The sequence below is a fragment of the Alcaligenes sp. RM2 genome (genome assembly GCF_052931795.1).
In genome coordinates, this window is sequence record NZ_JBRFIO010000005.1 from 1 (window position 1) to 26,336 (window position 26,336).

The following is a 26,336-nucleotide window of genomic DNA, read 5'->3' on the forward strand; positions in this document are numbered from 1 at the left end:
ACAACCACGACCGCATCAAGCTCAAACTAAAAGGCCTGAGCCCGGTGCAATACCGAACTCAGGCCTTCGAGCTCTAACTTCTGACCGTCCAACTTATGGGGGTCAGTTCAATGCGGGGCTCTATTTTTGTCTGCGTCGAACGCGCCTTATTTGACGATCTTCAGGTGCGAGACCTTGTCAGCGTCTTTCTTGGCAGCGGGAGCTTCCGGTGCAGCTTCAGGAGCGGCGTCCGGTGTGTCACCTTCTGCGTAAGGCTCGGACTCCACCACTTCAAAACCCATACCAGCGCCTGTTTCGCGTGCGTAGATGGCTGATACAGCTGCCACGGGTACGAAAATGTCTTCCGTGACGCCGCCAAAGCGGGCCTGGAATTCAATGTAGTCGTTGCCCAAGATCAGGCCATTGGTGGCCAGATGTCCGATATTCAGGGTGATTTGTCCATCCTGAATATGGCCGCGTGGAACAACCGTGTTGGCGTCTACCGTGACCACGATGTGTGGGGTGTATCCGTGGTCGGAACACCATTCATGTAGAGCGCGCAGCAGGTAAGGCTTGGTCGAGGTTTCTTGCATAGTGGATTAGCGACGCATGACTTTTTCGGAAGGAGTCAGTGCTTCAATGTAAGCAGGACGCGAGAACACGCGCTCGGCGTACTTTTGCACAGGAGCAGCGCTCTTGGGCAGTTCGATACCGTAGTGGTCCAGGCGCCAGAGCAGGGGAGCGATTGCCACGTCCAGCATGGAGAACTCTTCGCCCAGCATGTACTTGTTCTTCAGCAAGATGGGAGCCAGCTGCGATAAGTGGTTGCGGATTTGCTGACGGGCCAGTTCTTGTGCCTTGGCATCCGCGTTGCGGCGGTCTTCCAGGGCGGCCACGTGTACAAACAGTTCCTTTTCGAAGTTGTACAGGAACAGGCGTGTGCGGGCGCGCATGGTGGGGTCCGCAGGCATCAGCTGAGGATGCGGGAAACGCTCATCAATGTATTCATTGATGATGTTCGATTCGTACAAGATCAGGTCACGTTCTACCAGGATCGGCACCTGTCCGTAGGGGTTCATGACGGCGATATCTTCAGGCTTGTTGTACAAGTCGATGTCGCGGATCTCGAAATCCATGCCTTTTTCAAACAACACGAAACGGCAGCGCTGTGAGAATGGGCAAGTTGTTCCAGAGTAGAGCACCATCATGGTAGGAGATTCCAGTCGTAGAAATAAAAACAAGAGCCTCACGGCTCAGAATTTAAAACCCTGCAAGGGGTTTTAACAATAAAAAGCCGGGCAGGCTAGTTAGGCCTGCCCGTCTAGCATAGCGTTTTACTTGATGTCTTTCCAGAAAACGCTGTTCAGGCGCCATGCAACGGCAAAGAACAAGAGCAGGAACAGGATCACGCCCACGCCAATTTTCTTGCGCTCCAGCTGCACAGGCTCGGCCATCCAGTCCATGAAGTTGGCCAGGTCGGCCACGTCGCTGTCGTATTTGGCAGCAGCCTTGGCGTTAACAGGCTCAAGCTTGACGGTGTCAGTAGCGTGACCGGTGTAATCGGCCAATACTTCTTTCTTGACGTCGGAGAAACCGGCTGGATCGTAAGTAGCCGTGGTCTTGACCCATTCCTTGCTGCCATCGTCCTTGGCTTCCTGGGCCACGGTCGTGCGGTGCAAGGTGACGCCACCTTGGCGCTCCCACATGGCGTGAGGCATACCCACGCTTGGGAAGACCAGGTTATCCCAGCCGGTTGGGCGGGATGCGTCACGGTAGAAAGTGCGCAAGTAGGTGTAGATGTAGTCCGCGCCGCTAGGGCCCAGGTTGGTGGACTTGGCACGCGCAATCACGGACAGGTCCGGAGGAGCAGCGCCAAACCACTTCTTGCCCATTTCGGGGGTCATGGCGATCTTCATCAGATCACCCACCTTGTCCGAGGAGAACAGCAAGTTTTTCTTGATGTCCTCTTCGGTCAGGCCGATGTCTGTCAGCTTGTTGTAGCGCATGGAGTTGGCGCTATGACAGTTCAGACAGTAGTTCACAAACAGTTTTGCGCCATTTTGCAACGCCGCCATGTCATTCATGCGGTCGGGCGCGCGCTCCAGGGCATAGCCACCTTCGGCGGCACCAGCCACCGTGCAGGTAAGGGACAAGGCCAGAGCGCCAAGCAGTTTCTTAATCATGGTCATTCCGTTTCGTGTTGGGGGCCTAGTGAGGGCGGAAAGTCACGCGATCAGGTTCGGGTTTGAACGTACCCATGCGGCTCCATACTGGCATCAGCAGGAAGAAGGCCAGGTAGATCACCGTACCGATCTGGCTCAGCAGGTTGAACAAGTCGTTCGGAGCCTGTGTGCCCAGGTAACCCAAGATCAGGAAGTTGATGATGAAAATCGCGTACAGCACTTTGTGCCAGGTAGGACGGTAGCGAATCGACTTCACAGGCGATTTATCCAGCCAAGGCAGGAAGAACAGGATCACGACCGTACCACCCATGGCCACCACGCCCCAGAACTTGGCGTCGATAACACGCAGCAGCACAGCAACAGCGATCAGGACAGCGGGTACGACCAGGCGCCAGATACCGGGCAGCTTGCCTTTGACGAACAGCACCAGAGCACCCAGCACGGAAGCACCGGCCAGAACCCAGGTAAAGTCGGCAGTCGTGGCACGCAGCATGGAGTAGAACGGCGTGAAGTACCAGACAGGAGCAATGTGCGGAGGAGTCTTCAGTGCATCGGCAGGGCTGAAGTTGTTGAACTCCAGGAAGTAGCCGCCCATTTCAGGGGCAAAGAACACAATCGCGGCAAACACAATCAGGAAGCCCGCCACACCCAGGATGTCGTGCACGGTGTAGTAAGGGTGGAAGGGGATGCCATCCAAAGGACGACCTTGAGCGTCTTTGGGGCCTTTCTTTATTTCCACACCGTCGGGGTTGTTGGAACCCACTTCGTGCAGAGCGATCAGGTGAGCCACAACCAGACCCAGCAGGACCAGAGGCACCGCAATCACGTGCAGAGCAAAGAAGCGGTTCAGGGTGGCGTCGGACACCACGTAGTCACCACGGATGAAAATAGCCAGGTCAGGACCAATGAAAGGAATGGCCGAGAACAGGTTAACAATCACCTGGGCGCCCCAGTAGGACATCTGGCCCCATGGCAGCAGGTAGCCCATGAAGGCTTCAGCCATCAGACAGAGGAAAATGGCAACGCCAAAGATCCAGACCAGTTCACGTGGCTTGCGGTAAGAACCGTAGAACAAGCCGCGCAGCATGTGCAGGTACACCACCACGAAGAACATGGAAGCGCCTGTGGAGTGCATGTAGCGGATGATCCAGCCACCGGGCACTTCACGCATGATGTATTCAACCGACTCAAAGGCCAGCTTGGCATCTGGCTTGTAGTTCATGACCAGGAAAATACCAGTCACGATCTGGATAACCAGCACCAGCAGTGCCAGAGAGCCAAAGAAGTACCAGAAGTTGAAGTTCTTCGGCGCGTAATATTCTGACATGTGCTCTTTGTACATGGATGTCAGGGGGAAACGCCTGTCAATCCATCCCAAGAGTCCTGTCGTTTCGACGGTTTTCTCGCCAGCCATGAAACGGCTCCTTTATCTTTTTAAATAGTACGTATTGGGTTACAGCCGCCTTAGGCCTTGTTGTTTTCGTCTACGCCGATGGTAACCATCGTGCCGTCAGCCGAGAACTCGTAGGGCGGGATTTCCAGATTGTCTGGAGCAGGCTTGTTGCTGTAGACGCGGCCGGCCAGGTCGAACGTGGAGCCGTGGCAGGGGCACAGAAAGCCGCCTTCCCAACCACCGGGCAGACCAGCGCCAGCGCCAGCAGCCAGATGCGGGGTAGGGGAGCACCCCAGGTGGGTGCAGATACCGATACAGATAAAGATTTCAGGGCGACGCGAACGGTATTCGTTCTTGGCGTACGCAGGGGTGTAACCGGGGCGATCCGAGTCAGGGTCGGCCAGCTGGCTGTCCAGCTTGGGCAGTGCGTCCAGCTGCTCTTTGGTGCGGTGCAGAATCCAGACGGGTTTCCCGCGCCATTCCACGGTGCGCATCTGACCGGGGGCGATACTGGAAATATCGACCTCTACGGGAGCGCCGGCCGCTTTTGCTTTCTCGGAAGGAGCAAAGGAGCTGACAAAGGGAACAGCTGTCGCCACACCAGCGACACCACCTAATGCACAGGCGGTGGCGACCCAGGTGCGGCGCGAAGGATCGGGCGGAAGATTGAAATCAACCGCGCCTATGGCATCGGGCTGTGTCGTATTCTGACTCATTCTAGTATCCTTATTCCTGCCCGACTCGGGCAATACCACAATTTACGGATTTGGGCCTGGGTATATTATTCAACCGCACATTATACGCGTTACCCAGCGCAGCATAACTTGATCAAAGGTGAACATATGAACAAGGCTCGAGGTTTCCTGAACGAATTCCGGGAGTTCGCAGTTAAGGGCAACATGATGGACCTTGCGGTCGGTGTCATTATTGGCGCTGCTTTTGGCAAGATTATCGACTCGCTGGTAAAAGACATCGTCATGCCCGTCATCAGTTTCATCCTTGGCGGCGAAGTGGATTTTACCAACCAGTTCACGGTCTTGCGTACACCAGAGGGCTTTACCGGCCCAGAAACCCTGGAAGCTCTGAATGCGGCCGGTGCTGTTGTTTTGTCGTGGGGTAACTTCCTGACCATTTTCATCAACTTCATCTTGCTGGCCTTCGTGGTGTTTTGCATGGTCAAGATGATTAACCGTATGCGTGCCACCGTGGCCAAGGCTGAAGCTGCTGAGGCCGTACCCGAACCAACCCCTGAAGACGTCATCTTGCTGCGCGAGATCAGGGATTCGCTGAAAAAATAAAAGCCCGGACTTATCAAAGCTTTAAGGTGCCTTTCGGCACCTTTTTGTTTATGTAAACCCACCGGCAGGGTCAAGTTTGCCCGCGCCGGATGCCTGATTTTAGCCTTTCAGGGCCTGGGCTTGTCTAGCCTGTGGCGCTTTAAAGCTTGTTCAAGGTCATATGCGCGGGTTTTTGATGAAATCAGATCGGGTTATCCAGATCGATGAACTCCACTTCTATGCCAAACTGGCGAGCGATTTCTTCGCCCAAAGCCTTGGCCCCATAGCGTTCGGTTGCGTGATGGCCGGCTGCCATGAAGGCAATATTGTTTTCCTGCGCACTGTGAAATGTCTGTTCCGAAGCCTCGCCGCTGATGTAGAGATCGGCCTGCGCAGCGATGGCGCTATCAATAAAGCCCTGTGCCCCTCCTGTGCACCAAGCTATTCGGCGGATTTTCCGTTGTAAATCGCCAACAACCAGTGGCTGCCGTTGTAAATTATTGCAAACTGTCAGGCTGAATGTTTCCAGTGAAACTGGGGTTGGCAGTTCACCCAGCCAGACCAGTCCATCCGGACCACAGGTTTGTGCCACGCCGTCTGCGTCGCGCAGCACCTCGATGCCTAACTGGCGAGCCAACTGGGCGTTATTGCCCAGGACAGGGTGAGCGTCCAGGGGCAGGTGATAGCCCAGGAGGTTAAGCTGATGCGTCAGGACGCGTTCGATACGAGTTTTTCGGGCGCCTACAATGCACGGGTTTTCGTTTTTCCAGAACCAGCCGTGGTGCACCAAAATTGCGTCCGCCTGGCGGGCAATAGCGGCATCAATCAGTGCCAGCGAGGCCGTCACGCCGGTGACGAGTTTGCCAATATAGGGCTTGCCTTCGACCTGAAGCCCATTGGGACAATAGTCCTTGAAACGGGCGACATCCAAGGTGCTATTGAGCCAGCTGGCCAGTTCGGCTGTTGAAACCTGAGTCATGGAAATCCTTATCTGAAAGAGTGCTATGCGTCGATTGTGGCTAGTGTTTGCTCAAGCGGTGACAATTTGTCTGGCGGGCTTTTTTATTGTAGTGACGCTGCGACCGCAGTGGGTGGGCGCGCCCGAGGCTCCCGTCCGTTCTACGAATACGGTGGTTTTGCCTGCACCGGTTCCGCCCCTGGTCCCCGCGGCTGCTATGGAGCAGGATGGCCCGCTGTCGTATGCCTCGGCTGTCACTAGCGCCGCGCCGGCGGTCGTTAATGTGTACACCAGCAAGCATTTGGAAGGCAATTCCCCCTTGCTGGAAGATCCTGATCTGCAGCGCCTGTTTCGCGAACTGCCCGACTTGATGGGTCGCCGCTCCACAATCAACCTGGGTTCGGGCGTGATCGTACACGAGCAGGGTTATATCCTGACCAATTACCACGTGATTGAAGCGGCTGATGCCATCGAGGTGGCATTATCGGATGGACGTCAGGCCAAGGCGCGTCTGATTGGCTCGGACCCTGAAAGCGATCTGGCTGTGCTGAAAGTGGATCTGCCCAAGCTGGCTGTGATCCAGACCCAGGAACAGGATCAGTTGCAGGTGGGCGATGTGGTGCTGGCCATTGGCAATCCTTTCGGAGTGGGTCAGACCACGACGATGGGCATTGTCTCCGGCTTGGGACGCAATCGCCTGGGCATCAATATTTACGAAAACTTCATTCAGACCGATGCCGCCATTAATCCCGGCAACTCGGGTGGGGCCCTGGTGGATGCGGTTGGCCGTCTGGTGGGAATCAATACCGCTATTTATTCCGAAACGGGCGGTTCGCTGGGTATCGGTTTTGCCATTCCGTCCTCGACTGCGCTGGCCATCATGAACGAAATTATCCGTAATGGTGAAGTGACGCGCGGCTGGCTGGGCCTGGAGCCACAGGACATTACCCCGGACCTGATCAAGTCTTTCAAACTAAAGAGTGATGCAGGTGTGATTATTGCCAGTGTGCAACGTCACGGTCCGGCTGCCGAGGCGCATTTGCAGGTGGGCGATATTGTGTTGCGCTTGAATGGTCAGCAGGTGGCCGATTCAATTGGCCTGCTCAATCAGATTGGCCCAGTGCAACCCGGGCAGACCGTGACATTAAGCGTGTTGCGCGATGGCAAGGAGCTGGACGTTCCCGTCAAGGTCGGTATGCGACCTCAGGTGCGCAAATAGGGCCGGCAGCTTCTCCTCTTCGCTGGAGTTCACTGAAAGGGCGTAACGGTGCGTTCAAGGCCTTGCAGGCCGTACAGGCTCTTGGGTAGTGTGTGATGCTTGCGTGGTCAGGCGATTTGCATTTGGCTACGCTGTTTTGCAGATCGTAGTGGCGCGAAGGCTTGGCAAGGTATCTAAAAAAATGGCTCTCTGGGCTACTCCTTTTGGAGCAAGGCAAGAGAGCCATTTTTGGGTCTGCACGCCATGTGACGCGTACAAACAGGTGTTGCTTTGATCGTTTTACAGATCCAGCTCGCGGCCTTCGCTGTTTTCCGCTTCCCGTTTCTTGATCAGGCTGGCGGCCAGAATCCCTAATTCATAAAGCAGGCATAGCGGGGCGGCCAACAAGATCTGGCTGACCACATCGGGCGGAGTCACGATAGCGGCGATCACAAACGCGCCCACGATTACATAACCACGGATTTCGCGCAGCTTGGCTACCGTTACAACGCCTGTTTTCACCAGCAAAATCACGGCGATAGGCACTTCAAAGGTAATGCCAAAGGCCAGGAACATGGTCATGACAAAGCCCAGATAGGCTTCGATGTCCGGTGCTGGTGTAATCGATTGCGGGGCAAACGAGGCGATGAAGTGAAACACGGTGCGGAACACCACGAAATAACAAAACGCCATGCCGGCAATGAACAGCAAGGTGCTGGTCATGATCAGCGGCAGAGCCAGCTTCTTTTCGTGGTTGTACAAACCTGGCGCAATAAAGGCCCATGCTTGGTAGAGCACGATAGGCAAGGCCAATACGAACGATGCCATCAAGGTGACTTTGACCGGCACCATGAAAGGGGTAATCACCCCGGTGGCAATCATGCGCGTACCCTCGGGCAGAGAGCTCATCATGGGCTGGGCCAGCACATCATAAATGGCCGAAGCGCCAGGATACGTAAACAGCACGATAAAAATCCCGACCACGGCAATGACCGCGCGTAGCAGGCGTGTGCGCAGCTCGACCAGGTGGGAGATGAAGGTATCTTCTTGAGGCGCTTCGGTGCTCATGCCGTCGGTCCTTTAGAGGGTTGGGCGGGAGCATCCGTAGGACGGGGAGCGTCGTCACTGGCTGGCGCACTGGGCGCTGGCTGGGCGGCTGCATCCGTATCGGGCTGACTGGCAGCCGATTCTTTCGCGGGGATGGCGTCGGGGCTCGCCTTGACGTTCTCGGCGGTATCCGAGAAGGCCTTGCGTGCGGACTCCGACGCGTTTTGCAGGGTGTCGCGGGCTTCTGTCAGAGGCTGGCTGATGCTTTTGCCCGTGTCCTCGACCGAACTGCGCACCGAGCGCGCGGCGTCCTCCATCTGGTCTTTGAGCTTGTTCACCTCATCCAGATTGATTTCGCGTTGGATATCGGTCTTGACCTCGTTAACGTAGCGCTGCGCGCGGCCAAGCAAATGGCCGACGGTGCGCGCTACTTTAGGAAGACGTTCGGGACCGATGACGATCAGGGCAACCACTCCAATCAGGAGCAGTTCGCTAAAGCTGACATCAAACATTCAGACTCACACAAGAAGGGGATCAGGCGCGATCGGATTTTTCCTTGGCCTGCACGTCGATCGTTTGAGGATCGGCAGCGCGTTGGCTGACGGTTTCGGGTGTTTTTTCTTCTTCACCTACGTCTTTCATGCCTTCTTTGAAACCTTTGACTGCACCGCCCAGATCCGAGCCGATATTACGCAGTTTCTTGGTGCCGAAAACCAGGGCAACGATGACCAGAACGATCAGCCAGTGCCAAATGCTAAAGCTACCCATAATGTATCTCCCTTAAGCAGCCATGGCTGCGCGTTGTTGCCATGGGCGCTCACCGCCCAAGATGTGCATGTGTAAATGGTTGATTTCCTGCCCGCCATCCAAACCGTTGTTGATGACAATGCGGAAACCGCCTTCAGGGCCGGGGCGACAACCAGCCTGTGCGGCCAGGGAAGGTGCCAAAGCCATCATTTTACCCAACCATTCACTATCCTGGCCTGATACGTCCTGCATGGACACGACGTGTTTCTTGGGGATTACCAGGATATGGATAGGTGCAGCTGGGTTGATGTCGTGAAATGCCAGAAAGTCCTCGTCCTCGTACACTTTTTTGGACGGGATCTGATCGGCAGCAATTTTACAAAACAGACAGTTCTCGCTCATAGCAACCTCGGTAGCGAAGCACTTGCTGGGCAAGTGCCAAAAATCTAGGTATCAGGACAGTGTAGCGCGTCTAAATGACAGAATTACACCTGGTCCTTAGGGCGCGAAGCTTTTTCTTCCAGGCCTGATGTACCTTCGCGGCGCAGCAGTTCTGTCAGGACATCGCGGGGCTCCAGACCGTAGTAAGTCAGGGCCACCAGGCTATGAAACCACAGGTCTGCCGTTTCGTAGACGATGCGCTCGCGTTCTTCATCCTTGGCAGCCATGACCAGCTCGGTCGCTTCTTCCCCGATTTTCTTCAGGAATGCATCCGGTCCCTTGGCCAGCAGCTTGGCGGCGTAGGAAGAGGATGGGTCCCCGCCTTGTGCAGGCAGGCGGGACTTCAGGGTGCGGCCAAGATGATCAAGGATGGTCTCGACAGTAGGTTGTTCGCTCATCGGTAAATATGCTCCGGGTCTTTCAGGACGGGGTCAACCGCCACCCATTGTGCCTGATCGCTCTGGCCTTGCAGCTGGCGATAAAAGCAGCTTTCACGACCCGTATGACAGGCGATCTGGCCAACCTGCTCCACGCTAAGCAAAATAACGTCGCCATCACAGTCCAGGCGCAAGTCGCTGACGTGCTGCACGTGGCCGGACTCCTCGCCCTTGCGCCACAGGCGCTGGCGGGAACGCGACCAGTACACGGCGCGGCCGGTGCTGACGGTCTCTTGCAGGGACTCCTGGTTCATCCAGGCGACCATCAAGATTTTGCCCGTGGCCTGGTCCTGCGCAATCGCGGGGATCAAGCCTTGTTCATCAAAGCGGATTTCAGCCAGCCAGGCCGGTAAGTCAGCCATTAGCGTCGCACCTGAATACCTTGCGCAGCCATGAAATCCTTGGCTTCGGCAATAGTGTGTTGACCGTAGTGGAAGATGCTGGCGGCCAGTACGGCACTGGCGCCGCCCTTGATCACGCCATCGGCCAGGTCTTGCAGGCCGCCCACTCCACCAGAGGCGATAACGGGAATGGAGACCGCCTCGGACACGGCACGAGTCAGTTCCAGATCAAAGCCGGATTTGGTGCCGTCGCGGTCCATGCTGGTCAGCAGCAGTTCGCCGGCGCCGTATTCGGCCATGCGGGCTGCCCATTCCACCACGTCCAGGCCGGTTCCACGACGACCGCCGTGGGTAAAGACTTCCCAGCGTGGTGCTTCGTTTTCGGCGCTGACACGGCGTGCATCAATGGCGACGACCATGCATTGCTTGCCATGGTGATCGCTGGCGGCACGCACCAGGTCCGGGTTGCTGATGGCGGCGCTGTTAATGGACACTTTGTCCGCACCGGCATTGAGCAGGCGTTGGATGTCGGCTACTTCGCGCACACCACCGCCCACTGTCAGGGGGATGAAAATCTGGCTGGCCACCTGTTCGATGATGGGCAAGATCAGATCACGGTTGTCCGAGGTGGCCGTAATGTCCAGGAAGGTCAGTTCGTCGGCACCCTGGTCGTTGTACTTGCGGGCGATCTCGACCGGGTCTCCGGCATCGACCAGATCCACAAAGTTGATGCCTTTGACCACACGGCCAGCGGTCACGTCCAGACAAGGAATGATGCGGCAGGCTAATTCGTTGGTGACGTCCTGGCTCATGCCTGGTACTCGTCAGCGAAGGTTTGCGCCTCGGCAAAATTCAGGGTGCCTTCGTAAATGCTGCGACCCAAAATCACACCTTCGATGCCTTCGTGCTCTACGGCACACAGGTCTTCGATGTCTTTCAGGTTGGTAACACCGCCGGAGGCGATGACGGGAATCTTCACGTGCTGGGACAGCTTGACGGTGGCTTCGATGTTCACGCCAGTCAGCATGCCGTCGCGGCCAATATCGGTGTAGATAATGGACTCGCAGCCGTAGTCTTCAAATTTCTTGGCCAGATCCAGTACGTCGTGGCGGGTCAGCTTGCTCCAGCCGTCGGTGGCGATTTTGCCGTCACGGGCATCCAGGCCAACAATGATGTTGCCAGGAAAGGCGCTGCAGGCGTCTTGCAGGAAACCAGGGCTTTTGACAGCGGCAGTGCCAATAATGACATAGCTCATGCCAGCGTCCAGGTAGCGCTCGATGGTATCCAGGTCGCGGATACCACCGCCGATCTGTACGGGAATTTCACCGTCGATGGCAGCAATAATGGATTTGATGGCTTCGCTGTTCTTGGGCTTACCGGCAAAAGCGCCGTTCAGGTCCACCAGATGCAGGCGCCGGGCCCCTTGTTCCAGCCATTGTGTTGCTATTTTGGCCGGATCATCCGAGAAAATAGTGGCATCGTCCAGGTCACCCTGGCGAAGGCGCACACAACGCCCGTCTTTGAGGTCGATGGCGGGAATCAAAAGCATGGTCTTTAGCCGTAAAAAACGTAAGAAATACTGGGTCGGAAAAAGTCAGAACAACGCCGGGAAGCTTGCTTGAAAAATCATGGCTTCCAGTTGGCGAAATTCCGGAACAGTTGCAGGCCGTTGTCTGCGCTTTTCTCAGGATGGCATTGCAACGCAAAAATATTAGCGTTTGCTATCGCCGAGGTAAAGCGTTGGCCATAGTGCGTCGAACCACAAGTTTGATCTATATGCAGCGGATCGACAAAGTAGCTATGAACAAAGTAAAAGAACGCGCCATCCTCAATGCCAGCCCATAAGGGATGATCCTGAGTCTGGTGTACGCGGTTCCAGCCAATATGGGGCACTTTCAGCCCGGGGCCGGAGGCGTGGTCGCTGCTTTTGTAGTTCGGGCCCTCAAAACGGCGCACTTGGCCGGGAATCAGACCTAAACAGGGGACATTGCCTTCCTGACTGGAATCGAACAGCATTTGTTCGCCTACGCAAATGCCCAATAAGGGCTTGTTGCGGGCGGCTGTCAGCAAGGCATCACGCAAACCGGATTGGTCCAGGTGGGCCATGCAATCGGGCATGGCACCCTGGCCGGGTAAGACAACCCGGTCCGCATCCAGAATGGCTTGAGGGGTTTGAGCAAGAACGATGCGCGCATCAGCTGCGGCGGCATGCAGTGCTCGGGCAACCGAGAAGATGTTGCCCGAACCGTAATCGACAATAGCGATAGTGGTCACGATGTGTGTCCGAAGGACGTTTACAGAACCCCTTTGGTCGAAGGCACCACGCCTTCGCTACGTGGGTCCAGCTCCAGAGCCATACGCAATGCTCGGCCAAAGGCTTTGAACACGGTTTCGCACTGGTGGTGTGCGTTTTCGCCGCGCAGGTTATCGATGTGCATAGAAACCAGGGCGTGATTGACAAAACCCTGGAAAAACTCGCGTGCCAAGTCTACATCGAACTGGCCGATTCGTGCGCGGGTAAAGGGCACAAAATAAAACAGGCCGGGGCGACCGGAGAAGTCCACCACTACGCGCGACAGCGACTCGTCCAAGGGCACATAGGCATGGCCGTAGCGGCGCAGACCGGCTTTGCTGCCTACGGCCTTGGCAAAAGCCTGGCCCAGTGCAATGCCGATATCCTCGACAGTGTGGTGATCATCGATGTGGGTGTCGCCCTCACAGTGCACGTCCAGGTCAATCAGACCGTGGCGGGCGATCTGGTCCAGCATGTGGTCCAGAAAGGGCACGCCGCTGTTGAGCGAGTGACGGCCGGTGCCGTCCAGGTTAACGGCCACGCGGATGCGGGTTTCATTGGTATTGCGGGTAATCTCGGCGGTACGCATATCAGTGCCGGCGGCAAGGCCGGTATCAGGATTGGTTCAATCGGAATTGCGCGCTGGCAGCGTGGGCGTACAGGCCCTCGCCTTGTGCCAGCGTAGCGGCTATGGGTCCCAGTGTTTGGGCGCCTGATTCTGAAACCTGAATAATGCTGCTGCGTTTCTGGAAATCGTAGACGCCCAAAGGTGACGAGAAACGCGCAGTGCGTGCCGTCGGCAGGACATGGTTAGGCCCGGCACAGTAATCGCCCAGCGATTCGGAACTGTAAGGGCCCAGGAAAATGGCGCCAGCATGGCGGATTTTGCTCAACAAGTCCTGGGCGTTACGGGTAGAGACTTCCAGGTGTTCCGGTGCGATATGGTTGCTGATCTTACAGGCCTCGTCCAGATCGCGGACGTGGATCAGGGCACCGCGACCAGACAGGCTGCGACGGATGATGTCCGCGCGTGGCATGGTGGGGAGCAGACGTTCGATGGCCGCTTCAACCTGGTCCAGGAAGTCCGCATCGGGACACAGCAAGATGGCCTGGGCCAGCTCGTCGTGTTCCGCCTGGGAGAACAGGTCCATGGCCACCCAGTCAGCAGGAGCACTGCCGTCGCTGATGATCAGGATTTCGGACGGGCCGGCAATCATGTCGATGCCAACGACGCCAAAGACGCGGCGTTTGGCAGCGGCGACATAGGCGTTGCCGGGGCCGACAATCTTGTCTACCGGCGGGATGGTGTCCGTACCGTAAGCCAAAGCGCCTACAGCCTGCGCGCCACCAATAGTGAACACGCGATCGACACCGCCCAGGGCGGCAGCCGCCAGCACGATGGGGTTGCGCACGCCATCGGGTGTAGGCGTGACCATGATCAGCTCTGGAACACCCGCCACTTTGGCAGGAATGGCGTTCATCAGAACCGAGGAGGGGTAAGCGGCCTTGCCACCGGGGACATACAGTCCCACACGGTCCAAGGGGGTAACTTGCTGGCCCAGCACGGTGCCATCGGCTTCCGTGTAGGTCCAGGTTTCAGTGCGCTGATGCTCGTGGTAACGACGCACACGCTCGGCGGCCTGTTCCAGTGCCTTGCGCTGATCGGCAGGCAGGCTGTCCAGAGCCGCAAACAGTTCTTCTTTGGAGATTTCCAGTGCCGAGGCCTGTTCAACAGCCAGTCGGTCAAAGCGCTGGGTGTAATCCAGCAAGGCCGTGTCCCCCTCATGCTGGATACGATGCAGAATTTCGGCACAAGCGTGCTCGATAGACGCGTCTTCGGACGCTTCGTAAGCCAGTAGAGTGCGCAGTTCGGCATCGAACTGGGCGGATTGGGAGGTCAGGCGATGGATCAGTGACATGTCGCTATGGGAAAAAGCTAAGGTTCAAAGGCCAGTGTATAACATTTCGCTTAGGCAAAAGGCGGTCTGCGCCTTTTGCGCAAGCAGGATTGTCAGGCTGTTTATCCCCCGCCCGTGGCAGGGGAAGTTTTACTCGTCTACCGAAGCGCGAGAGAAAGCGTCGATCAGGGGTTGCAACTGGGCACCACGGTTCTTCATGGCAGCCTGATTGACGATCAAGCGCGAGGAAATGGGGGTGATGTCTTCCACTTCCACCAGCTTGTTGGCACGCAAGGTGCCGCCGCTGGAGACCAGGTCCACAATGGCGTCGGCCAGACCGACCAGCGGAGCCAGTTCCATGGAGCCATACAGCTTGATCAAGTCCACATATACGCCTTTGCTGGCGAAGTGCTCGCGGGCAGCGCGGGTGTATTTGGTGGCGATACGCAGGCGCGAACCTTGCTTGACGGCCGAATGGTAGTCAAAGCCTTCGGCCACGGCCACACACAGGCGGCAACGGGCAATGTTCAGGTCCACGGGCTGGTACAGGCCGCCGGGGTGCTGTTCCATGTGCTCGTACAGCACGTCCTTGCCGGCAATCCCGATATGGGCGGCACCGTATTGCACGTAAGTTGGCACGTCGGTGGCACGCACAATAATCAGACGCAGGTCCGGGTTATTGGTGGGCAGGATCAGTTTGCGCGACGTTTCGGGGCTTTCCAGCACCTTGATGCCTGCCTCTTCCAGCAAGGGCAGGGTTTCGTCAAAAATCCGGCCTTTGGACAAGGCCAGCGTCAGAGGTTGATTTAAACCGGCGGGACTCATTAGGTTTCCTTGCTGCTGATTCGCTCGATGTTGGCGCCTACGGCTTGAAGCTTGGCTTCCATGCGGTCGTAGCCACGGTCCAGATGGTAGATGCGTTCGACGGTAGTGTCACCCCGAGCCGCCAGGCCTGCAATGACCAGGCTGGCTGACGCACGCAGGTCGGTTGCCATGACGGTGGCGCCAGTCAGGTAAGGAACGCCGGTAACGACGGCCATATGGCCTTCGATATCGATCTGTGCACCCAGTCGGTTCAGTTCCTGTACGTGCATGTAGCGATTTTCAAAGATGGTTTCCACGACCGAGGCGGTGCCGTCGGCAATGGTGTTCAGTGCCATCAATTGAGCCTGCATGTCCGTGGGGAAGCCGGGGTATTCGCTGGTACGGAAGCTGACCGCCTTGGGGCGACCATTCATGCTGGCCTTGATCCAGTCCGAGCCGGTTTCAATCTGCAGTCCGGCTTCGCGCAGCTTGTCCAGCGTGGCGCCCATGGCGTCAGCATCGGTATTGCGCAAGGTCAGTTCGCCACCGGTAGCGGCAACGGCGCACAGGAACGTACCGGCTTCAATACGGTCGGGGCAGATGGTGTGTTTGGCACCGTGCAGGCGCTCGACACCGTCAATGACGATACGGTCGGTACCGTGGCCCTGGATCTTGGCACCCATTTTGATCAGCAGCTCGGCCAGATCAATAATTTCCGGTTCGCGGGCTGCGTTTTCCAGAATGGTTTGGCCTTCAGCCAGAACGGCGGCCATCATCAGGTTTTCGGTGCCGGTGACTGTCACCATATCCGTGCGCACCACGGCACCGCGCAAGCGTTTGGCGCGGGCATTCACAAAGCCGTGCTCGACATGGATTTCTGCACCCATGGCCGCCAGACCCTTGATGTGCTGATCCACAGGGCGTTGGCCAATGGCACAACCACCGGGCAGGCTGACGCGTGCCTCGCCAAAGCGCGCCAGCAGGGGGCCCAGCACCAGAATGGAGGCGCGCATGGTTTTCACCAGTTCGTAGGGCGCTTCCAGATTGGTGATGTTGCCTGCATTCAGCTCCAGCGTGCCATTGCGCTTCTGGGTGACACCCAACTGTCCCAACAGCTTCAGAGTAGTGTCGATGTCACGCAGACGCGGGACATTGTCCAGGTACACCGTGTCAGCAGCCAGCAGACTGGCGCACAGAATGGGCAGGGCGGCGTTTTTGGCGCCAGAGACGGTGATCTCGCCATTCAGGCGTTGTCCGCCTGTGATGCGTAATTTATCCATTCGGATTGGCCTTGTATTCGTCGGGGGTAAGCGTGCGCATGGACAGGGCGTGGATTTCGGCTTTCATCCGGTCGCCCAGGGCTTTGTAAACCAGTTGGTGACGCGCAATCAGGCGTTTGCCTTCAAAGGCGGTGCTGACGATCAGGGCCTCAAAGTGCGAACCATCGCCTTGCACTTGCAAGTGTTCACAGGGCAGGTTGTCGGCAATGTATTGGTGAACTTGTTCGGGGGTCGGCAACATGAAATCAATTCCGTAATTTATAGCCTGAGGCAAGCAGGCGTAGCGAAATCAGACACAGCGCAACAAAGACGCTGGCGACAACGGTCAGGCTGAACCAGGGAGAAATATCCGAGGCGGCAAAAAAACCGTAGCGGAACCCGTCAATGGTATAGAGCAACGGGTTCCAGTGTGAAACAGTTTGCCAGAAGGGTGGCAGGCTATGGATGGAATAGAACACACCCGACAGAAAGGTAGCAGGCATGATCAGGAAGTTCTGGAATGCCGCCAACTGGTCGAATTTTTCAGACCACAAGCCGGCGATCAGACCCAAGGCTCCCATGATGCCGCAAGACAGGACGGCAAAGGTCAACACCCATAAGGGTTTGGAGACAGGCAGAGAGACAAAGAACAGTGACACCAGCCAGACACAGAGGCCCACACAGACCCCGCGGGCGATGGACGCCAGCAGGTAGGCGGCGAAAATCTCGCGGTGCGAGAGCGGGGGCAGCAGGATAAAGACCAGATTGCCCGTGATGCGGCTTTGAATCAGTGATGAGGACGGGTTCGCAAAAGCGTTTTGCAACATGCTCATCATCATCAGGCCCGGAATCAGGAAGGCGGTGTAGGGCACGGAGTCGTATACCGTGACGCGGCCTTCAAGGACGTGGGCGAAAATCAGCAAATACATCAGCGCCGTCAAAACGGGCGCAGCAATGGTCTGAAAGCCCACTTTCCAGAAACGCATCAGCTCCTTGCGCAGCAGCGTAGGAAAGCCCGAGCCCATCTTGGGCTGAGGGGGCAGGCTCAGGGTGCCGATCTTGGCAGCGGGGGCGTCCGTGTTTTGAGGTACGCCCCAGTGTTTGGGAGAATTGTTCTGGTTCACAGTGCGACTCCCATTTTTCCTTCGTTGTGCATGATGCGCACAAATGCATCCTCCAGATCGTGGCCGCCTGCGCGCTCCATAATGGCTTGCGTGGTATCCAGGGCGACGATCTTGCCACTTTTAAGCATGGCCAGGCGACCACAGAGGGCCTGGGCTTCTTCCAGATAGTGGGTGGTCAGCAAGATGGTGTGGCCTTGTTGATTCAGGCGAATGATGAACTCCCACAGCGTGCGGCGCAGGTCCACGTCCACACCGGCAGTGGGCTCATCCAGAATAATGACAGGGGGGCGGTGCACCAGCGCCTGGGCGACCAGAACGCGGCGCTTCATGCCGCCGGACAAGGCGCGCATGTTCACATTGGCCTTGTCGCTCAGGGCCAGATTGGCCAGAATCTCGTCGATCCAGTCGTCATTGTTTTTCAGGCCAAAGTAGCCCGATTGCAGACGCAAGGTTTCACGGACGGTGAAAAAGGGATCGTAAACAATTTCCTGTGGCACCACGCCCAGCGATTGGCGGGCTTTTTGATACTGGGTGCGCACATCGTAACCACAGACACTGACCTGGCCGCTGGTGGGACGGGTCAGGCCGGCCAACATGGAAATCAGGGTTGTTTTGCCGGCGCCGTTAGGGCCGAGCAAGCCGAAAAATTCACCATGTTCGATAGTCAGGCTGACCTGATCGACGGCCAGAAAACCGGCATCGGAACGGGGAGGGGAAAACAGGCTTTTGAGTCCCCGGCTTTGGGGAGCGAAGCGTTTACTGACGTTATCGAGTTTGAAGGCGGACATGGCAGTTTGGGTTGGCCTGACGCGGGTGTGGCGGGGGAAGTCGTCGCTGTAGCGTCTTTGTTAACTAAACAGGCCTACGCATGGGCGTAGACCTGTTTGGGGGTGATCAGGCTCTTTATTATAGAGTACGACTCTGGTCTGCTTAAGAATGCCCGACCAAAGCGCCCGTGCTTGCCACGGCCTGCCTTAACTGTTTTGTTTGTTCAGCGCCTGAATCAGGCCATCAATACCACCTTGCTCAATTTGCTGGGCAAACTGGTTGCGGTAGTTTTGAATCAGCCAGATGCCTTCTACGTTCAAGTCGTAGATTTTCCAGCCTTCCGGTGTTTTTTCCAGGCGGTAATCCACACCGACCGGGCCACCGTTGGACTGAGTCAGCGAGGAGCGCACCACCACGTCGTCTGCATTGGAATCGCCACGGAAAGGCAGGATGGTCAGCTGTGTCTTGTCATCCACGCGGGACAAGGCGCCACTGTAGGTGCGAACCAAGGTGCCCTTGAACGCTTCGACCAGTTTCTGACGCTGTTCGGGGTTGGCTTGACGCCAGTAGCGGCCCGCGGACAGACGTGTCGTCTTTTCCAGGTTCACGTAGGGCATGATGTTTTCGTTCACGGCAGCCAGAATGGCAGCGCGGTCACCCTTGCGGATGGCGTCGCTTTCCTTGACCACTTGCAAGGCTTGATTGCCGACCGATTCAACAAACTTGTTGGGCTCCCCTTTGGGATCTGCAACTTGTGCCTGGGCTGCGATGGCGTGCAAACACAGAGCCAGGGCCGCACAGACGGTCAGGATCCAGGAAATCAGGCGAGAGGGGGAGGACTGCAAAGCAGTCCCGCCCAAGGCGGGACGGGAAATCATAAAAAACTCCAGAAGAATGTTCTGCGGGCAGCGCGTTTTTATTCGTCTGCGTCCGAGTAGTCAGGTAGGTCCTGGCTGGTGTCGCCACCGGTGCGGCGGGCTTGCACCATCGCATGGCGTCTTTGCAGGTAAGCGTCGCGTATGAAGCTGTAGCGGTCAAGGGCGATGTCGTTAACAAGTTTTTCTGCATCCAGCACGCCAGCACGGGCATCCAAGGCCCACAAACCCAGGATGCTGTTGCGTACCGGTACATCCTTGATCGCCATGATCGGACCCGTGGAGGAGAAGCCCTCCAGGAAGCTGGTGCCACGTGCCACACCGTCGCGAACGGTGCTGGGGCCAAAGAAGGGCAGAACCACGTAAGGGCCAGACTTGACGCCCCATACGCCCAGCGTCACACCAAAGTCGTTGGGGATGCGCTTGGAGCCATTCATGGTGGCAACGTCAATACAACCGCCCAGGCCCATGGTCGAGTTGAACAGGACTCGGCCCAGGGTGTTGAAGAAGTCAACGTGCTCGCCTTGCAGGAAGCTGTTGACGGCCGACCAGGCATCGCCCAGGTTGTTGAAAATGTTACTAATACATGTGCGTGCAGGCTGCGGCGTCAGGGCGTTGTAGCCTTCTGCAATCGGTTTGATCAGCGCGCCGTCCACGGTTTCGTTAAAGGCGTAGATGCCACGGTTCATGCCTTCCCAAGGGTCCTGGGGGTTGGGGTTGGGCACACTGGCGCAACCGGCCACAAGCGCAGCACTGGCACCGATCAGGCTCAAACGGACTCCACGAGGCAGGGAGTAAGAGCGGCGAGTTGTTGTATTCATGGTTGTGTCGTCTGTAATGAGCATGAACGGGCGGGTTTGCTTACTCCGATTTGGAGCCGCCGTCCTTGGAGGCCGTGTTGTAGAGGAACTTGCTGATCAGTTCTTCCAGCACAACCGCGCTTTGAGTATAGGTAATGGTGCTGCCACCTTGCAGGTCCTTGTCGTCGCCACCAGCAGTCAGGCCAATGTACTGTTCGCCCAGCAGGCCTGACGTCAGGATGGAGGCCGAGGTGTCGACAGGAAACTTGTAGTGCTCGTCCATATCCAGGGTGACCACGGCTTTGAAGTCCTGGTTGTCAAAACCAATGGAGCCTACCCGGCCAACGACCACACCGCTGGCCTTGATGGGAGCGCGTGGTTTCAGGCCACCCAGATTATCGAACTTGGCCGATACCTGGTAGGTTTTTGCAAAGGAAAAAGAACTGAGGTTACCCGCGCGCAGGGCCAGGAATGCCAGTGCGACCAGCCCCAGCAAAACAAACAGGCCAACCCAGAAATCGGTTTTCTCGCGATTCATAGTTGAGCAATTCCTAAATAGTTAACTGAACATAAGGGCGGTGAGCAGGAAGTCCGTGCCCAATACCGCCAAAGCGCCGCTGACGACCGTGCGTGTGGTCGCGCGAGAAACGCCTTCGGGCGTGGCCTTGGCATGCCAGCCCATATACAGCGCAATCAAGGTCACGATCAGGCCAAATACCAGGCTTTTGATCACTCCGTTGAGTACGTCATCAATCACATCGACACCGTTTTGCATTTGCGACCAGAAGGCGCCTGCATCAATGCCGATCATCTGCACACCGACGACATAGCCGCCCAGGATGCCGACCATGGAGAACACGGCGGCCAGAATGGGCATGGCAATGATGCCGCCCCAAAAGCGCGGTACCAGCAGGCGGCGCAAGGGGTCCACCGCCATGACTTCCATGGCGGCAATCTGTTCACCGGCCTTCATCAAGCCGATTTCAGCGGTTAACGATGTACCGGCCCGGCCTGCAAACAGCAGGGCGGTGACGACCGGTCCCAGTTCACGTACCAGAGACAGGGCGACCAGCAGGCCCAAGGCCTCTTCGGAACCATAGCGGTTCAGTGTGTAATAACCTTGCAAGCCCAGCACAAAACCCACGAACAGCCCGGAAACGGCAATGATCAGCAGCGAATAGTTGCCAATAAAGTGGATTTGCTGGGAAACCAGACGGGGGCGACGCCACAGCAGGGAAGACCGGGCCAGCAAGGCCACGAACAAACGGCTGAAGGCACCCAGGCCGTAGATGCTATTGCGTATCGCAGCGCCTAGCGCGCTAATCGGGGCGGTGATGAAATTCATGAGCGCGTCGTCCGATTCTGGAGCCAGGCTTCAAAAGCCGGGGTGACGGGATAGTTAAAGGCAATAGGGCCATCGGGTTCACCACGCAGGAACTGCTGCACGTAAGGATCCTTGGAAGCGCGCAGCTCGGTGGGCGTGCCCTGGGTCAGCAAACGTCCCTGGCCAACAATATAAACCTGGTCGGCAATCGCAAAGGATTCGGCCACATCGTGCGTAATCAGTACTGAAGCGCAGTTCAGGCGGTCGGTCAGGTCGCGAATCAGCTGCGCGGTAATGCCCATGGAAATAGGGTCCAGGCCGGCAAAGGGTTCGTCGTACAGAATCAGCTCGGGCTCCAGCACAATGGCACGGGCCAGGGCAACCCGGCGGGCCATACCGCCAGAAATTTCATTGATGCCCAAATGGGCAGCCGCGCGCAGGCCAACGGCGTCCAGCTTGTCCAGTACACGGTCCTGAATGGCGGCTTCGGAGTCGTTCGTCAGCTCCCGCAGGGGAAACGCCACGTTTTCAAACACGTTCAGGTCCGTAAACAGGGCACCCTGTTGAAACAGCACACCCATGCGTTGGCGCGTCTGGCGCAGAGCCTCGCCGTCCAGCTTGGCCAAGTCCTGGCCAAAAACCGTAACAGTCCCTTTCTGAGCACGAATTTGTCCGGTCGCAGCACGCAGAAGTGTTGTTTTTCCGGAACCTGACCCCCCCATCATGGCGACGACCTGACCTTTCTGAACGGTCATGGACACGTCCGCGAGCACGGTAAAGGCACCGTAGCCCAGCGAGGCGGAGTCCAGATTTAGTACGGCTCGGTCAGTATTTACAACCATGTCGCGGGCAAAAGGGGATAAAAGGACCTGCCATTGTACCGCTTGCAGCTCTGGCGTCTCAATGTCTTGCGTGCTATGGGGCGGGATTGTGGCTCTTGATACTTCAAACCGGCTTTGGTGGTGAAGTCGCCCTTTTTTGTGTCGAATTTGTTTTAGATAGCGGGTTGTATCAAGGCGAACAGCAATCCGCCGCCTGCCAGCAACCATAAAGGGTTGATGCGACTTAGCAGCAAAATGGCTGTACAGGCCAGAGCCGTACCCCAGGCCCACAGGCCGCCCTGGGCCGCTTTCAGAATTGTGCCGCTGGCGGCCAGGATCATGCCGGCGGCAATGGGCAGCAGACCAATTTCAATGGCGCGGATGATGCGTGTGCCCTCATAGCGCTTCCAGATTGTTGCCAGGTAATAGATCAGCAGGGCAGAGGGCAGGAAAATGGCGACGGATGCGGCCAGGGCACCGGCCCAGCCAGCCGCCTTCCAGCCCACCAGGGTGACAAGCAAGGATTTCGGGCCGGGTGTCAGGCGCGACAGGGCGAACAGATCCAGAAATTCCTGATTGCTGAGCCAGCCATGGATTTCTACCGATTGCCGGTGAATCTCCGGGATGATGCTTTGCCCGCCCCCTATAGTCAGAAAAGACAGGGGAGCAAAGACGCGCATGAGCTGGAGCAAAACCGTGATCATGGTTGCTCCACCGTTTTGTCTCCAAGTTGCAGCCAGGCGTACCAGACGGACAGCGGTGCACAGATCAGAATAACGGGGATCAGGCTCCATTCCATGACGAAAATGCCGGCAAAAACGGCCAACATGAGGGCAATGGGCACGATTCCGGTGGCTGCGCTGCGCGCCGAGCGTACGCCCATTTCAAGAGACAGGCCAATAGCGGCGGCGGCAATTCCGGCCATGACTTGAGGCACCAGGGTAGAGCCCGTCAGTTGTTCCAGACCAATCAGCATCAAAATGGCCAGCAGTAGCGGGGGAAGCACCATGCCCAGCGTGGCAACTAACGCCCCAGGCCCGGCCAGCAGACGATAACCAATCCATATAGAGAGGTTCACCACATTGATGCCGGGCAGTGCTTGGGACAGCGCCAGACCGCTAAGAAAATCTGCCTGGCTCATCAGGCGCCGCTGAACAACAAACTCACGCATTAACCAGCCACTCAAGCCCCCACCAAAGCTGGTCAGGCCAATGCGGGCAAAGATCAGAAATAGAGCGCTCAGGGATAAAGGGGCTGCTTCTTGAGACCGGGTCATAGAGCAATGAAGGCGGATAGGGCTCGTCAAAAGTGGAAGTTTGAACATTCTGGCATACAAATTAAGCCGTTCTTGCCCTCTTGTGCGCTCGGGTGGCGGCCTGATCCTTCTTGCTGGGGGTGCGGCGTGGCCTTTATTGGCAAGAAAACGGCTGTCGGGCAGCGGTCGTTCAAATTTTTTTCTACCCTCAAGCGCTGCTTTTTTGTTTGAAATATTTAAAGATAAAAATTAATTAAAATGGGTGCAAAAATTAAATAAAAAATGAATTGAAATAAATAAGAAAAGTATTAAAAAAATAACTTGAAACCATGTGTGATGCCCACTTGAGGGGACGGGTGCTTCCGGCGGCTAATGAAGGGTGTAATGAGCTTTTTATGGGTTCAATCTGTTGAAATAAAAGAGATTGAAACGATCGTTTGAATTTATGATGGCTTGCTGGAGCGGCTGAGCAGCCCGATCCGGATCCAAACATGGACAGTTTCATGAAGATGGATTTGATCTATACCCATCTTTGATTGAAAATAAAAAAGACTTTATGGTCGTAAAAGCGGTTGTGCGTGTACGATTATTCGATTGCCTCGCATCGTAGAGCGTCCGTTTGGGACCTTATGCTGCGTGGGGTTTCAGTTTCCTGGAGACAAACCTATGACATCTAGTTCAGCCAGTGCAGTGACGGGCAGTGCCCGTACCTTGCGTCGGGTCGCCGTGTGCGGTGCCGGCGTCATGGGCGCGCAAATTGCCGCCCATTGCGTGAATGCAGGCATACCAGTAGTTCTGTTTGATCTGCCCGCCCGCGAGGGGCCCAAAAATGGCATCGCCCTGCGTGCCATTGCCAATCTGCGCAAAATGAATCCAGCTCCTTTGGGTACGCCAGACCTGGCCGACCTGATCGAGCCCGCCAACTACGACGACAACCTGGACCGTCTGGCCGATTGCGATCTGGTAATCGAAGCCATTGCCGAGCGTCTGGACTGGAAACAGGATCTGTACCGCAAGATCGGGCCAGCACTGAACCCTAATGCCATCATCGCCAGCAACACGTCCGGCCTGTCCATCACTTCCCTGGCAGATGTTTTGCCGGAAGTGCTGCGTCCACGCTTTTGCGGCGTGCACTTTTTCAATCCGCCACGCTACATGAGCCTGGTGGAGCTGATCCCCACGAAATACACCCAGCCAGAGCTGCTGGATGTTCTGGAAACCTTCCTGGTATCGCAACTGGGCAAGGGTGTGGTTCGCGCCAAAGATACCCCCAATTTCATCGGTAACCGCATCGGTGTCTTTGGCATTCTGTCCGTGTTCGAGCAGGCTCGCCGTTTCTCCCTGACTTACGAGCAGGTTGATGAATTGACGGGTACACGTCTGGGTCGAGCCAAATCGGGTACTTACCGTACTGCTGACGTGGTTGGCCTGGACACTCTGGCACACGTGATCCGCACCATGCAGGATCAGCTGCCCGATGACAGTTTCAAAGCACACTTTGGCCTGCCACCAGAAGTGCAGGGCCTGATTGATGCAGGAGCTTTGGGTCAAAAGACCGGTGCCGGTTTCTTCCGCAAGAAGGGCCGTGAAATCCAGCGTTTCGATGCTCAACAGCGCGATTACGTGGCTGCTGACCAGAAAATCGATCCTGATGTCGCCGCCATTCTGGCTGTACGTGACCCGGCTGAGCGCCTGCGCCAGCTGCGCGAGTCCGACAAGCCTCAGGCTCAATTCGTGTGGGCCGTGCTGCGCGACACCTTCCACTACAGTGCCATTCATCTGCAAGACATTGCCGACAACGCCCGTCAGCTGGATCTGGCCTTGAAATGGGGCTTTGGTCACAAGCAAGGCCCGTTCGAGATCTGGCAGGCTGCCGGATGGCGGCAGGTGGCCGACTGGATCAATCAGGACATTCAGGACGGCAAGACACTGAGCAGCCAGCCGCTGCCAGACTGGGCGACTCGTGGTCCTGTGTGGGAAGCGCAAGGCGTGCATACCGCTGCCGGTTCCTGGAATCCGTCGCAAAGCCGCTTTGAAGGCCGTAGCGATCTGCCTGTTTACCTGCGCCACATTGGCACACCTTTGCTGGTGGGCGAGGTCGAGTCTCTGGAAACCACCACGGTTTTCGAAGATGAGTCGGTACGCTGCTGGACGCTGCCTGCACCGCACCCACAAGACGTGCTGATCGTGTCCTTCAAGACCAAGATGCACACGCTGAGCCCTGGTGTGGTCAATGGCATGTTCAAGGCGATTGAGCTGGCTGAAGCCTCGTATCAGGCTCTGGTGGTGGCCCAGGATGGCGATCCATTCTCCGCTGGCGCTGACCTGAAAGCCATTTTGCCCGTGTTCGAGAAAGAAGGCGTGGCCGGTGTTGAGCCGGTAGAGCGCGCCATGCAGGACATGGTTCTGCGTATCCGTTACGCCCAGGTGCCTGTGGTGGCTGCGGTTGCCGGTCTGGCTCTGGGTGGTGGTTGCGAACTGGCTGTGCATTGCGCGCACCGCGTCGCTCACTTCGAGTCCTACATTGGTCTGGTTGAAGTGGGTGTGGGTCTGGTTCCAGGCGCAGGTGGTCTGGCTTACTCGGCTCGTCGCTCGGCTGAACTGCAAGCCATGGGTGCACCTGATGCCCCGTTGCTGGCCTACCTGAAGCGTTTTGCTCTGGCTATCGCCAGCGCACAGGTGTCGCGCTCCGCTCTGGATGCGCGTCAGCTTGGCTTCCTGAAAGAGTCCGACACCATCGTCATGAATCGTCAGGAACTGGTTTATGTAGCCGTTCGTCAGGCACAGGCTCTGGCCAGCGCTGGTTGGCGTGCTCCATTGCCACGTCGCTTTCCGGTTGCCGGTCGCGATGGCATCGCCACGTTGAAAGCTCAACTGGTGAACATGAAAGAAGGTGGTTTCATCTCGGAATATGACTTCCATATTGCCGAGAAGGTCGTAACCGTGATCTGCGGGGGCGATGTGGATCCTGGCTCGCTGGTGGATGAAGCCTGGATGATGGCGCAAGAGCGGCAGGCCTTCCTGGAGCTGCTCAATTCCCCCAAGACCCAGGAACGTATTACTGGGATGCTGACCACTGGCAAGCCAGTGCGTAACTAGAGCGGATCAAGGAGT

The 26,336-nt window shown here is 56.9% G+C and carries 33 protein-coding genes; 4 read left to right on the forward strand and 29 right to left on the reverse strand.

The window, feature by feature from the left end; all coding sequences use genetic code 11:
- Nucleotides 1-77 (forward strand): IS3 family transposase (locus ACU6HM_RS15475; protein WP_446764091.1); only part of this gene is annotated, 77 nt, incomplete at its 5' end.
- 69 nt (nt 78-146) lie between these two features.
- Here ACU6HM_RS15475 and ACU6HM_RS15480 read toward each other — a convergent pair.
- The 5 genes from ACU6HM_RS15480 to petA all read right to left on the reverse strand — a co-directional run bounded on the left by ACU6HM_RS15480 (nt 147) and on the right by petA (nt 4,271).
- The gene (locus ACU6HM_RS15480) at nt 147-572 is read right to left on the reverse strand and encodes a ClpXP protease specificity-enhancing factor (protein ID WP_009455465.1); all 426 of its coding nucleotides are present in this window, start codon (nt 570-572) and stop codon (nt 147-149) included.
- 6 nt (nt 573-578) lie between these two features.
- Nucleotides 579-1,187 carry a glutathione S-transferase N-terminal domain-containing protein gene (locus ACU6HM_RS15485; RefSeq protein ID WP_009455466.1) on the reverse strand — a complete coding sequence of 203 codons (609 nt, stop codon included), beginning with the start codon at nt 1,185-1,187 and terminating at the stop codon, nt 579-581.
- 126 nt (nt 1,188-1,313) lie between these two features.
- A complete protein-coding gene (locus ACU6HM_RS15490; RefSeq protein ID WP_009455467.1) occupies nt 1,314-2,168 on the reverse strand; it encodes a cytochrome c1 in 855 nt (284 codons plus the stop codon).
- 19 nt (nt 2,169-2,187) lie between these two features.
- Nucleotides 2,188-3,576, reverse strand: coding sequence for a cytochrome b (locus ACU6HM_RS15495; RefSeq protein WP_009455468.1), 1,389 nt, complete (start codon nt 3,574-3,576; stop codon nt 2,188-2,190).
- 50 nt (nt 3,577-3,626) lie between these two features.
- Nucleotides 3,627-4,271, reverse strand: a complete 645-nt coding sequence (petA, locus tag ACU6HM_RS15500; RefSeq protein WP_009455469.1) for a ubiquinol-cytochrome c reductase iron-sulfur subunit — start codon at nt 4,269-4,271, stop codon at nt 3,627-3,629.
- A gap of 126 nt (nt 4,272-4,397) precedes the next feature.
- Here petA and mscL point away from each other — a divergent pair, with 126 nt between their 5' ends.
- Nucleotides 4,398-4,853, forward strand: a complete 456-nt coding sequence (gene mscL, locus ACU6HM_RS15505) for a large conductance mechanosensitive channel protein MscL (protein ID WP_009455470.1) — start codon at nt 4,398-4,400, stop codon at nt 4,851-4,853.
- Between the two features lie 181 nt (nt 4,854-5,034).
- Here the strand turns inward: mscL and ACU6HM_RS15510 are convergent, their stop codons facing one another.
- Nucleotides 5,035-5,811, reverse strand: coding sequence for a Nif3-like dinuclear metal center hexameric protein (locus ACU6HM_RS15510; RefSeq protein WP_009455471.1), 777 nt, complete (start codon nt 5,809-5,811; stop codon nt 5,035-5,037).
- A 25-nt stretch (nt 5,812-5,836) separates the two neighbouring features.
- Here ACU6HM_RS15510 and ACU6HM_RS15515 point away from each other — a divergent pair, with 25 nt between their 5' ends.
- Complete coding sequence (locus ACU6HM_RS15515; protein WP_009455472.1) at nt 5,837-7,009, forward strand: S1C family serine protease; 1,173 nt, start codon at nt 5,837-5,839, stop codon at nt 7,007-7,009.
- A 279-nt stretch (nt 7,010-7,288) separates the two neighbouring features.
- Here ACU6HM_RS15515 and tatC read toward each other — a convergent pair whose 3' ends face one another.
- From tatC to ACU6HM_RS15630, 23 genes are all read right to left on the reverse strand, one after another.
- The gene (gene tatC, locus ACU6HM_RS15520; RefSeq protein ID WP_009455473.1) at nt 7,289-8,056 is read right to left on the reverse strand and encodes a twin-arginine translocase subunit TatC; all 768 of its coding nucleotides are present in this window, start codon (nt 8,054-8,056) and stop codon (nt 7,289-7,291) included.
- Nucleotides 8,053-8,547, reverse strand: a complete 495-nt coding sequence (tatB, locus tag ACU6HM_RS15525) for a Sec-independent protein translocase protein TatB (protein WP_247966298.1) — start codon at nt 8,545-8,547, stop codon at nt 8,053-8,055. The genes tatC and tatB overlap by 4 nt, the downstream gene beginning before the upstream one ends.
- A 22-nt stretch (nt 8,548-8,569) precedes the next feature.
- A complete protein-coding gene (gene tatA / locus ACU6HM_RS15530; protein ID WP_021447245.1) occupies nt 8,570-8,803 on the reverse strand; it encodes a Sec-independent protein translocase subunit TatA in 234 nt (77 codons plus the stop codon).
- Nucleotides 8,804-8,815: 12 nt separating this feature from the next.
- A complete protein-coding gene (locus ACU6HM_RS15535; RefSeq protein ID WP_009455476.1) occupies nt 8,816-9,184 on the reverse strand; it encodes a histidine triad nucleotide-binding protein in 369 nt (122 codons plus the stop codon).
- 83 nt (nt 9,185-9,267) lie between these two features.
- The gene (locus ACU6HM_RS15540; RefSeq protein WP_021447244.1) at nt 9,268-9,621 is read right to left on the reverse strand and encodes a phosphoribosyl-ATP diphosphatase; all 354 of its coding nucleotides are present in this window, start codon (nt 9,619-9,621) and stop codon (nt 9,268-9,270) included.
- Nucleotides 9,618-10,022: a phosphoribosyl-AMP cyclohydrolase gene (gene hisI, locus ACU6HM_RS15545; protein ID WP_009455478.1), complete on the reverse strand. Its 405-nt coding sequence runs from the start codon at nt 10,020-10,022 to the stop codon at nt 9,618-9,620. The genes ACU6HM_RS15540 and hisI overlap by 4 nt, the downstream gene beginning before the upstream one ends.
- Entirely contained in the window at nt 10,022-10,813 is a 792-nt protein-coding gene (gene hisF, locus ACU6HM_RS15550) for an imidazole glycerol phosphate synthase subunit HisF (RefSeq protein WP_250756257.1), read from the reverse strand. The genes hisI and hisF overlap by 1 nt, the downstream gene beginning before the upstream one ends.
- Nucleotides 10,810-11,550: a 1-(5-phosphoribosyl)-5-[(5-phosphoribosylamino)methylideneamino]imidazole-4-carboxamide isomerase gene (hisA, locus tag ACU6HM_RS15555; protein ID WP_009455480.1), complete on the reverse strand. Its 741-nt coding sequence runs from the start codon at nt 11,548-11,550 to the stop codon at nt 10,810-10,812. Before hisA ends, hisF begins: the two co-directional genes overlap by 4 nt.
- A gap of 77 nt (nt 11,551-11,627) precedes the next feature.
- A complete protein-coding gene (hisH, locus tag ACU6HM_RS15560; protein ID WP_254500219.1) occupies nt 11,628-12,275 on the reverse strand; it encodes an imidazole glycerol phosphate synthase subunit HisH in 648 nt (215 codons plus the stop codon).
- Between the two features lie 20 nt (nt 12,276-12,295).
- Nucleotides 12,296-12,883, reverse strand: coding sequence for an imidazoleglycerol-phosphate dehydratase HisB (gene hisB, locus ACU6HM_RS15565; protein WP_009455482.1), 588 nt, complete (start codon nt 12,881-12,883; stop codon nt 12,296-12,298).
- A 25-nt stretch (nt 12,884-12,908) separates the two neighbouring features.
- Nucleotides 12,909-14,213, reverse strand: a complete 1,305-nt coding sequence (hisD, locus tag ACU6HM_RS15570; protein WP_009455483.1) for a histidinol dehydrogenase — start codon at nt 14,211-14,213, stop codon at nt 12,909-12,911.
- A gap of 129 nt (nt 14,214-14,342) precedes the next feature.
- Nucleotides 14,343-15,017 (reverse strand): ATP phosphoribosyltransferase, encoded by a 675-nt coding sequence (gene hisG, locus ACU6HM_RS15575; RefSeq protein ID WP_009455485.1) that lies wholly within the window; start codon nt 15,015-15,017, stop codon nt 14,343-14,345.
- A complete protein-coding gene (gene murA, locus ACU6HM_RS15580) occupies nt 15,017-16,276 on the reverse strand; it encodes a UDP-N-acetylglucosamine 1-carboxyvinyltransferase (RefSeq protein ID WP_009455486.1) in 1,260 nt (419 codons plus the stop codon). Before murA ends, hisG begins: the two co-directional genes overlap by 1 nt.
- The gene (locus ACU6HM_RS15585; RefSeq protein WP_009455487.1) at nt 16,269-16,517 is read right to left on the reverse strand and encodes a BolA family protein; all 249 of its coding nucleotides are present in this window, start codon (nt 16,515-16,517) and stop codon (nt 16,269-16,271) included. Before ACU6HM_RS15585 ends, murA begins: the two co-directional genes overlap by 8 nt.
- A 4-nt stretch (nt 16,518-16,521) precedes the next feature.
- Entirely contained in the window at nt 16,522-17,280 is a 759-nt protein-coding gene (locus ACU6HM_RS15590) for an ABC transporter permease (protein ID WP_254500295.1), read from the reverse strand.
- A 95-nt stretch (nt 17,281-17,375) separates the two neighbouring features.
- On the reverse strand, nt 17,376-18,167 hold the full coding sequence (locus tag ACU6HM_RS15595) for an ABC transporter ATP-binding protein (RefSeq protein ID WP_446764028.1): 792 nt from the start codon (nt 18,165-18,167) through the stop codon (nt 17,376-17,378).
- A gap of 186 nt (nt 18,168-18,353) precedes the next feature.
- Entirely contained in the window at nt 18,354-19,025 is a 672-nt protein-coding gene (locus tag ACU6HM_RS15600) for an MlaC/ttg2D family ABC transporter substrate-binding protein (RefSeq protein WP_009455492.1), read from the reverse strand.
- A gap of 38 nt (nt 19,026-19,063) precedes the next feature.
- Nucleotides 19,064-19,843, reverse strand: coding sequence for an MlaA family lipoprotein (locus tag ACU6HM_RS15605; protein WP_051359147.1), 780 nt, complete (start codon nt 19,841-19,843; stop codon nt 19,064-19,066).
- A gap of 40 nt (nt 19,844-19,883) precedes the next feature.
- The gene (gene mlaD, locus ACU6HM_RS15610; RefSeq protein WP_009455494.1) at nt 19,884-20,360 is read right to left on the reverse strand and encodes an outer membrane lipid asymmetry maintenance protein MlaD; all 477 of its coding nucleotides are present in this window, start codon (nt 20,358-20,360) and stop codon (nt 19,884-19,886) included.
- Between the two features lie 21 nt (nt 20,361-20,381).
- Nucleotides 20,382-21,167, reverse strand: coding sequence for a lipid asymmetry maintenance ABC transporter permease subunit MlaE (mlaE, locus tag ACU6HM_RS15615; RefSeq protein WP_009455496.1), 786 nt, complete (start codon nt 21,165-21,167; stop codon nt 20,382-20,384).
- Nucleotides 21,164-21,988: an ABC transporter ATP-binding protein gene (locus tag ACU6HM_RS15620; protein WP_009455504.1), complete on the reverse strand. Its 825-nt coding sequence runs from the start codon at nt 21,986-21,988 to the stop codon at nt 21,164-21,166. Before ACU6HM_RS15620 ends, mlaE begins: the two co-directional genes overlap by 4 nt.
- 152 nt (nt 21,989-22,140) lie before the next feature.
- The gene (locus ACU6HM_RS15625) at nt 22,141-22,671 is read right to left on the reverse strand and encodes a chromate transporter (protein ID WP_021447240.1); all 531 of its coding nucleotides are present in this window, start codon (nt 22,669-22,671) and stop codon (nt 22,141-22,143) included.
- Nucleotides 22,668-23,243 (reverse strand): chromate transporter, encoded by a 576-nt coding sequence (locus tag ACU6HM_RS15630; protein WP_009455508.1) that lies wholly within the window; start codon nt 23,241-23,243, stop codon nt 22,668-22,670. The genes ACU6HM_RS15625 and ACU6HM_RS15630 overlap by 4 nt, the downstream gene beginning before the upstream one ends.
- Nucleotides 23,244-23,888: 645 nt before the next feature.
- Here ACU6HM_RS15630 and ACU6HM_RS15635 point away from each other — a divergent pair.
- Nucleotides 23,889-26,321: a 3-hydroxyacyl-CoA dehydrogenase/enoyl-CoA hydratase family protein gene (locus ACU6HM_RS15635; RefSeq protein ID WP_446764029.1), complete on the forward strand. Its 2,433-nt coding sequence runs from the start codon at nt 23,889-23,891 to the stop codon at nt 26,319-26,321.
- Nucleotides 26,322-26,336: the final 15 nt, after the last annotated feature.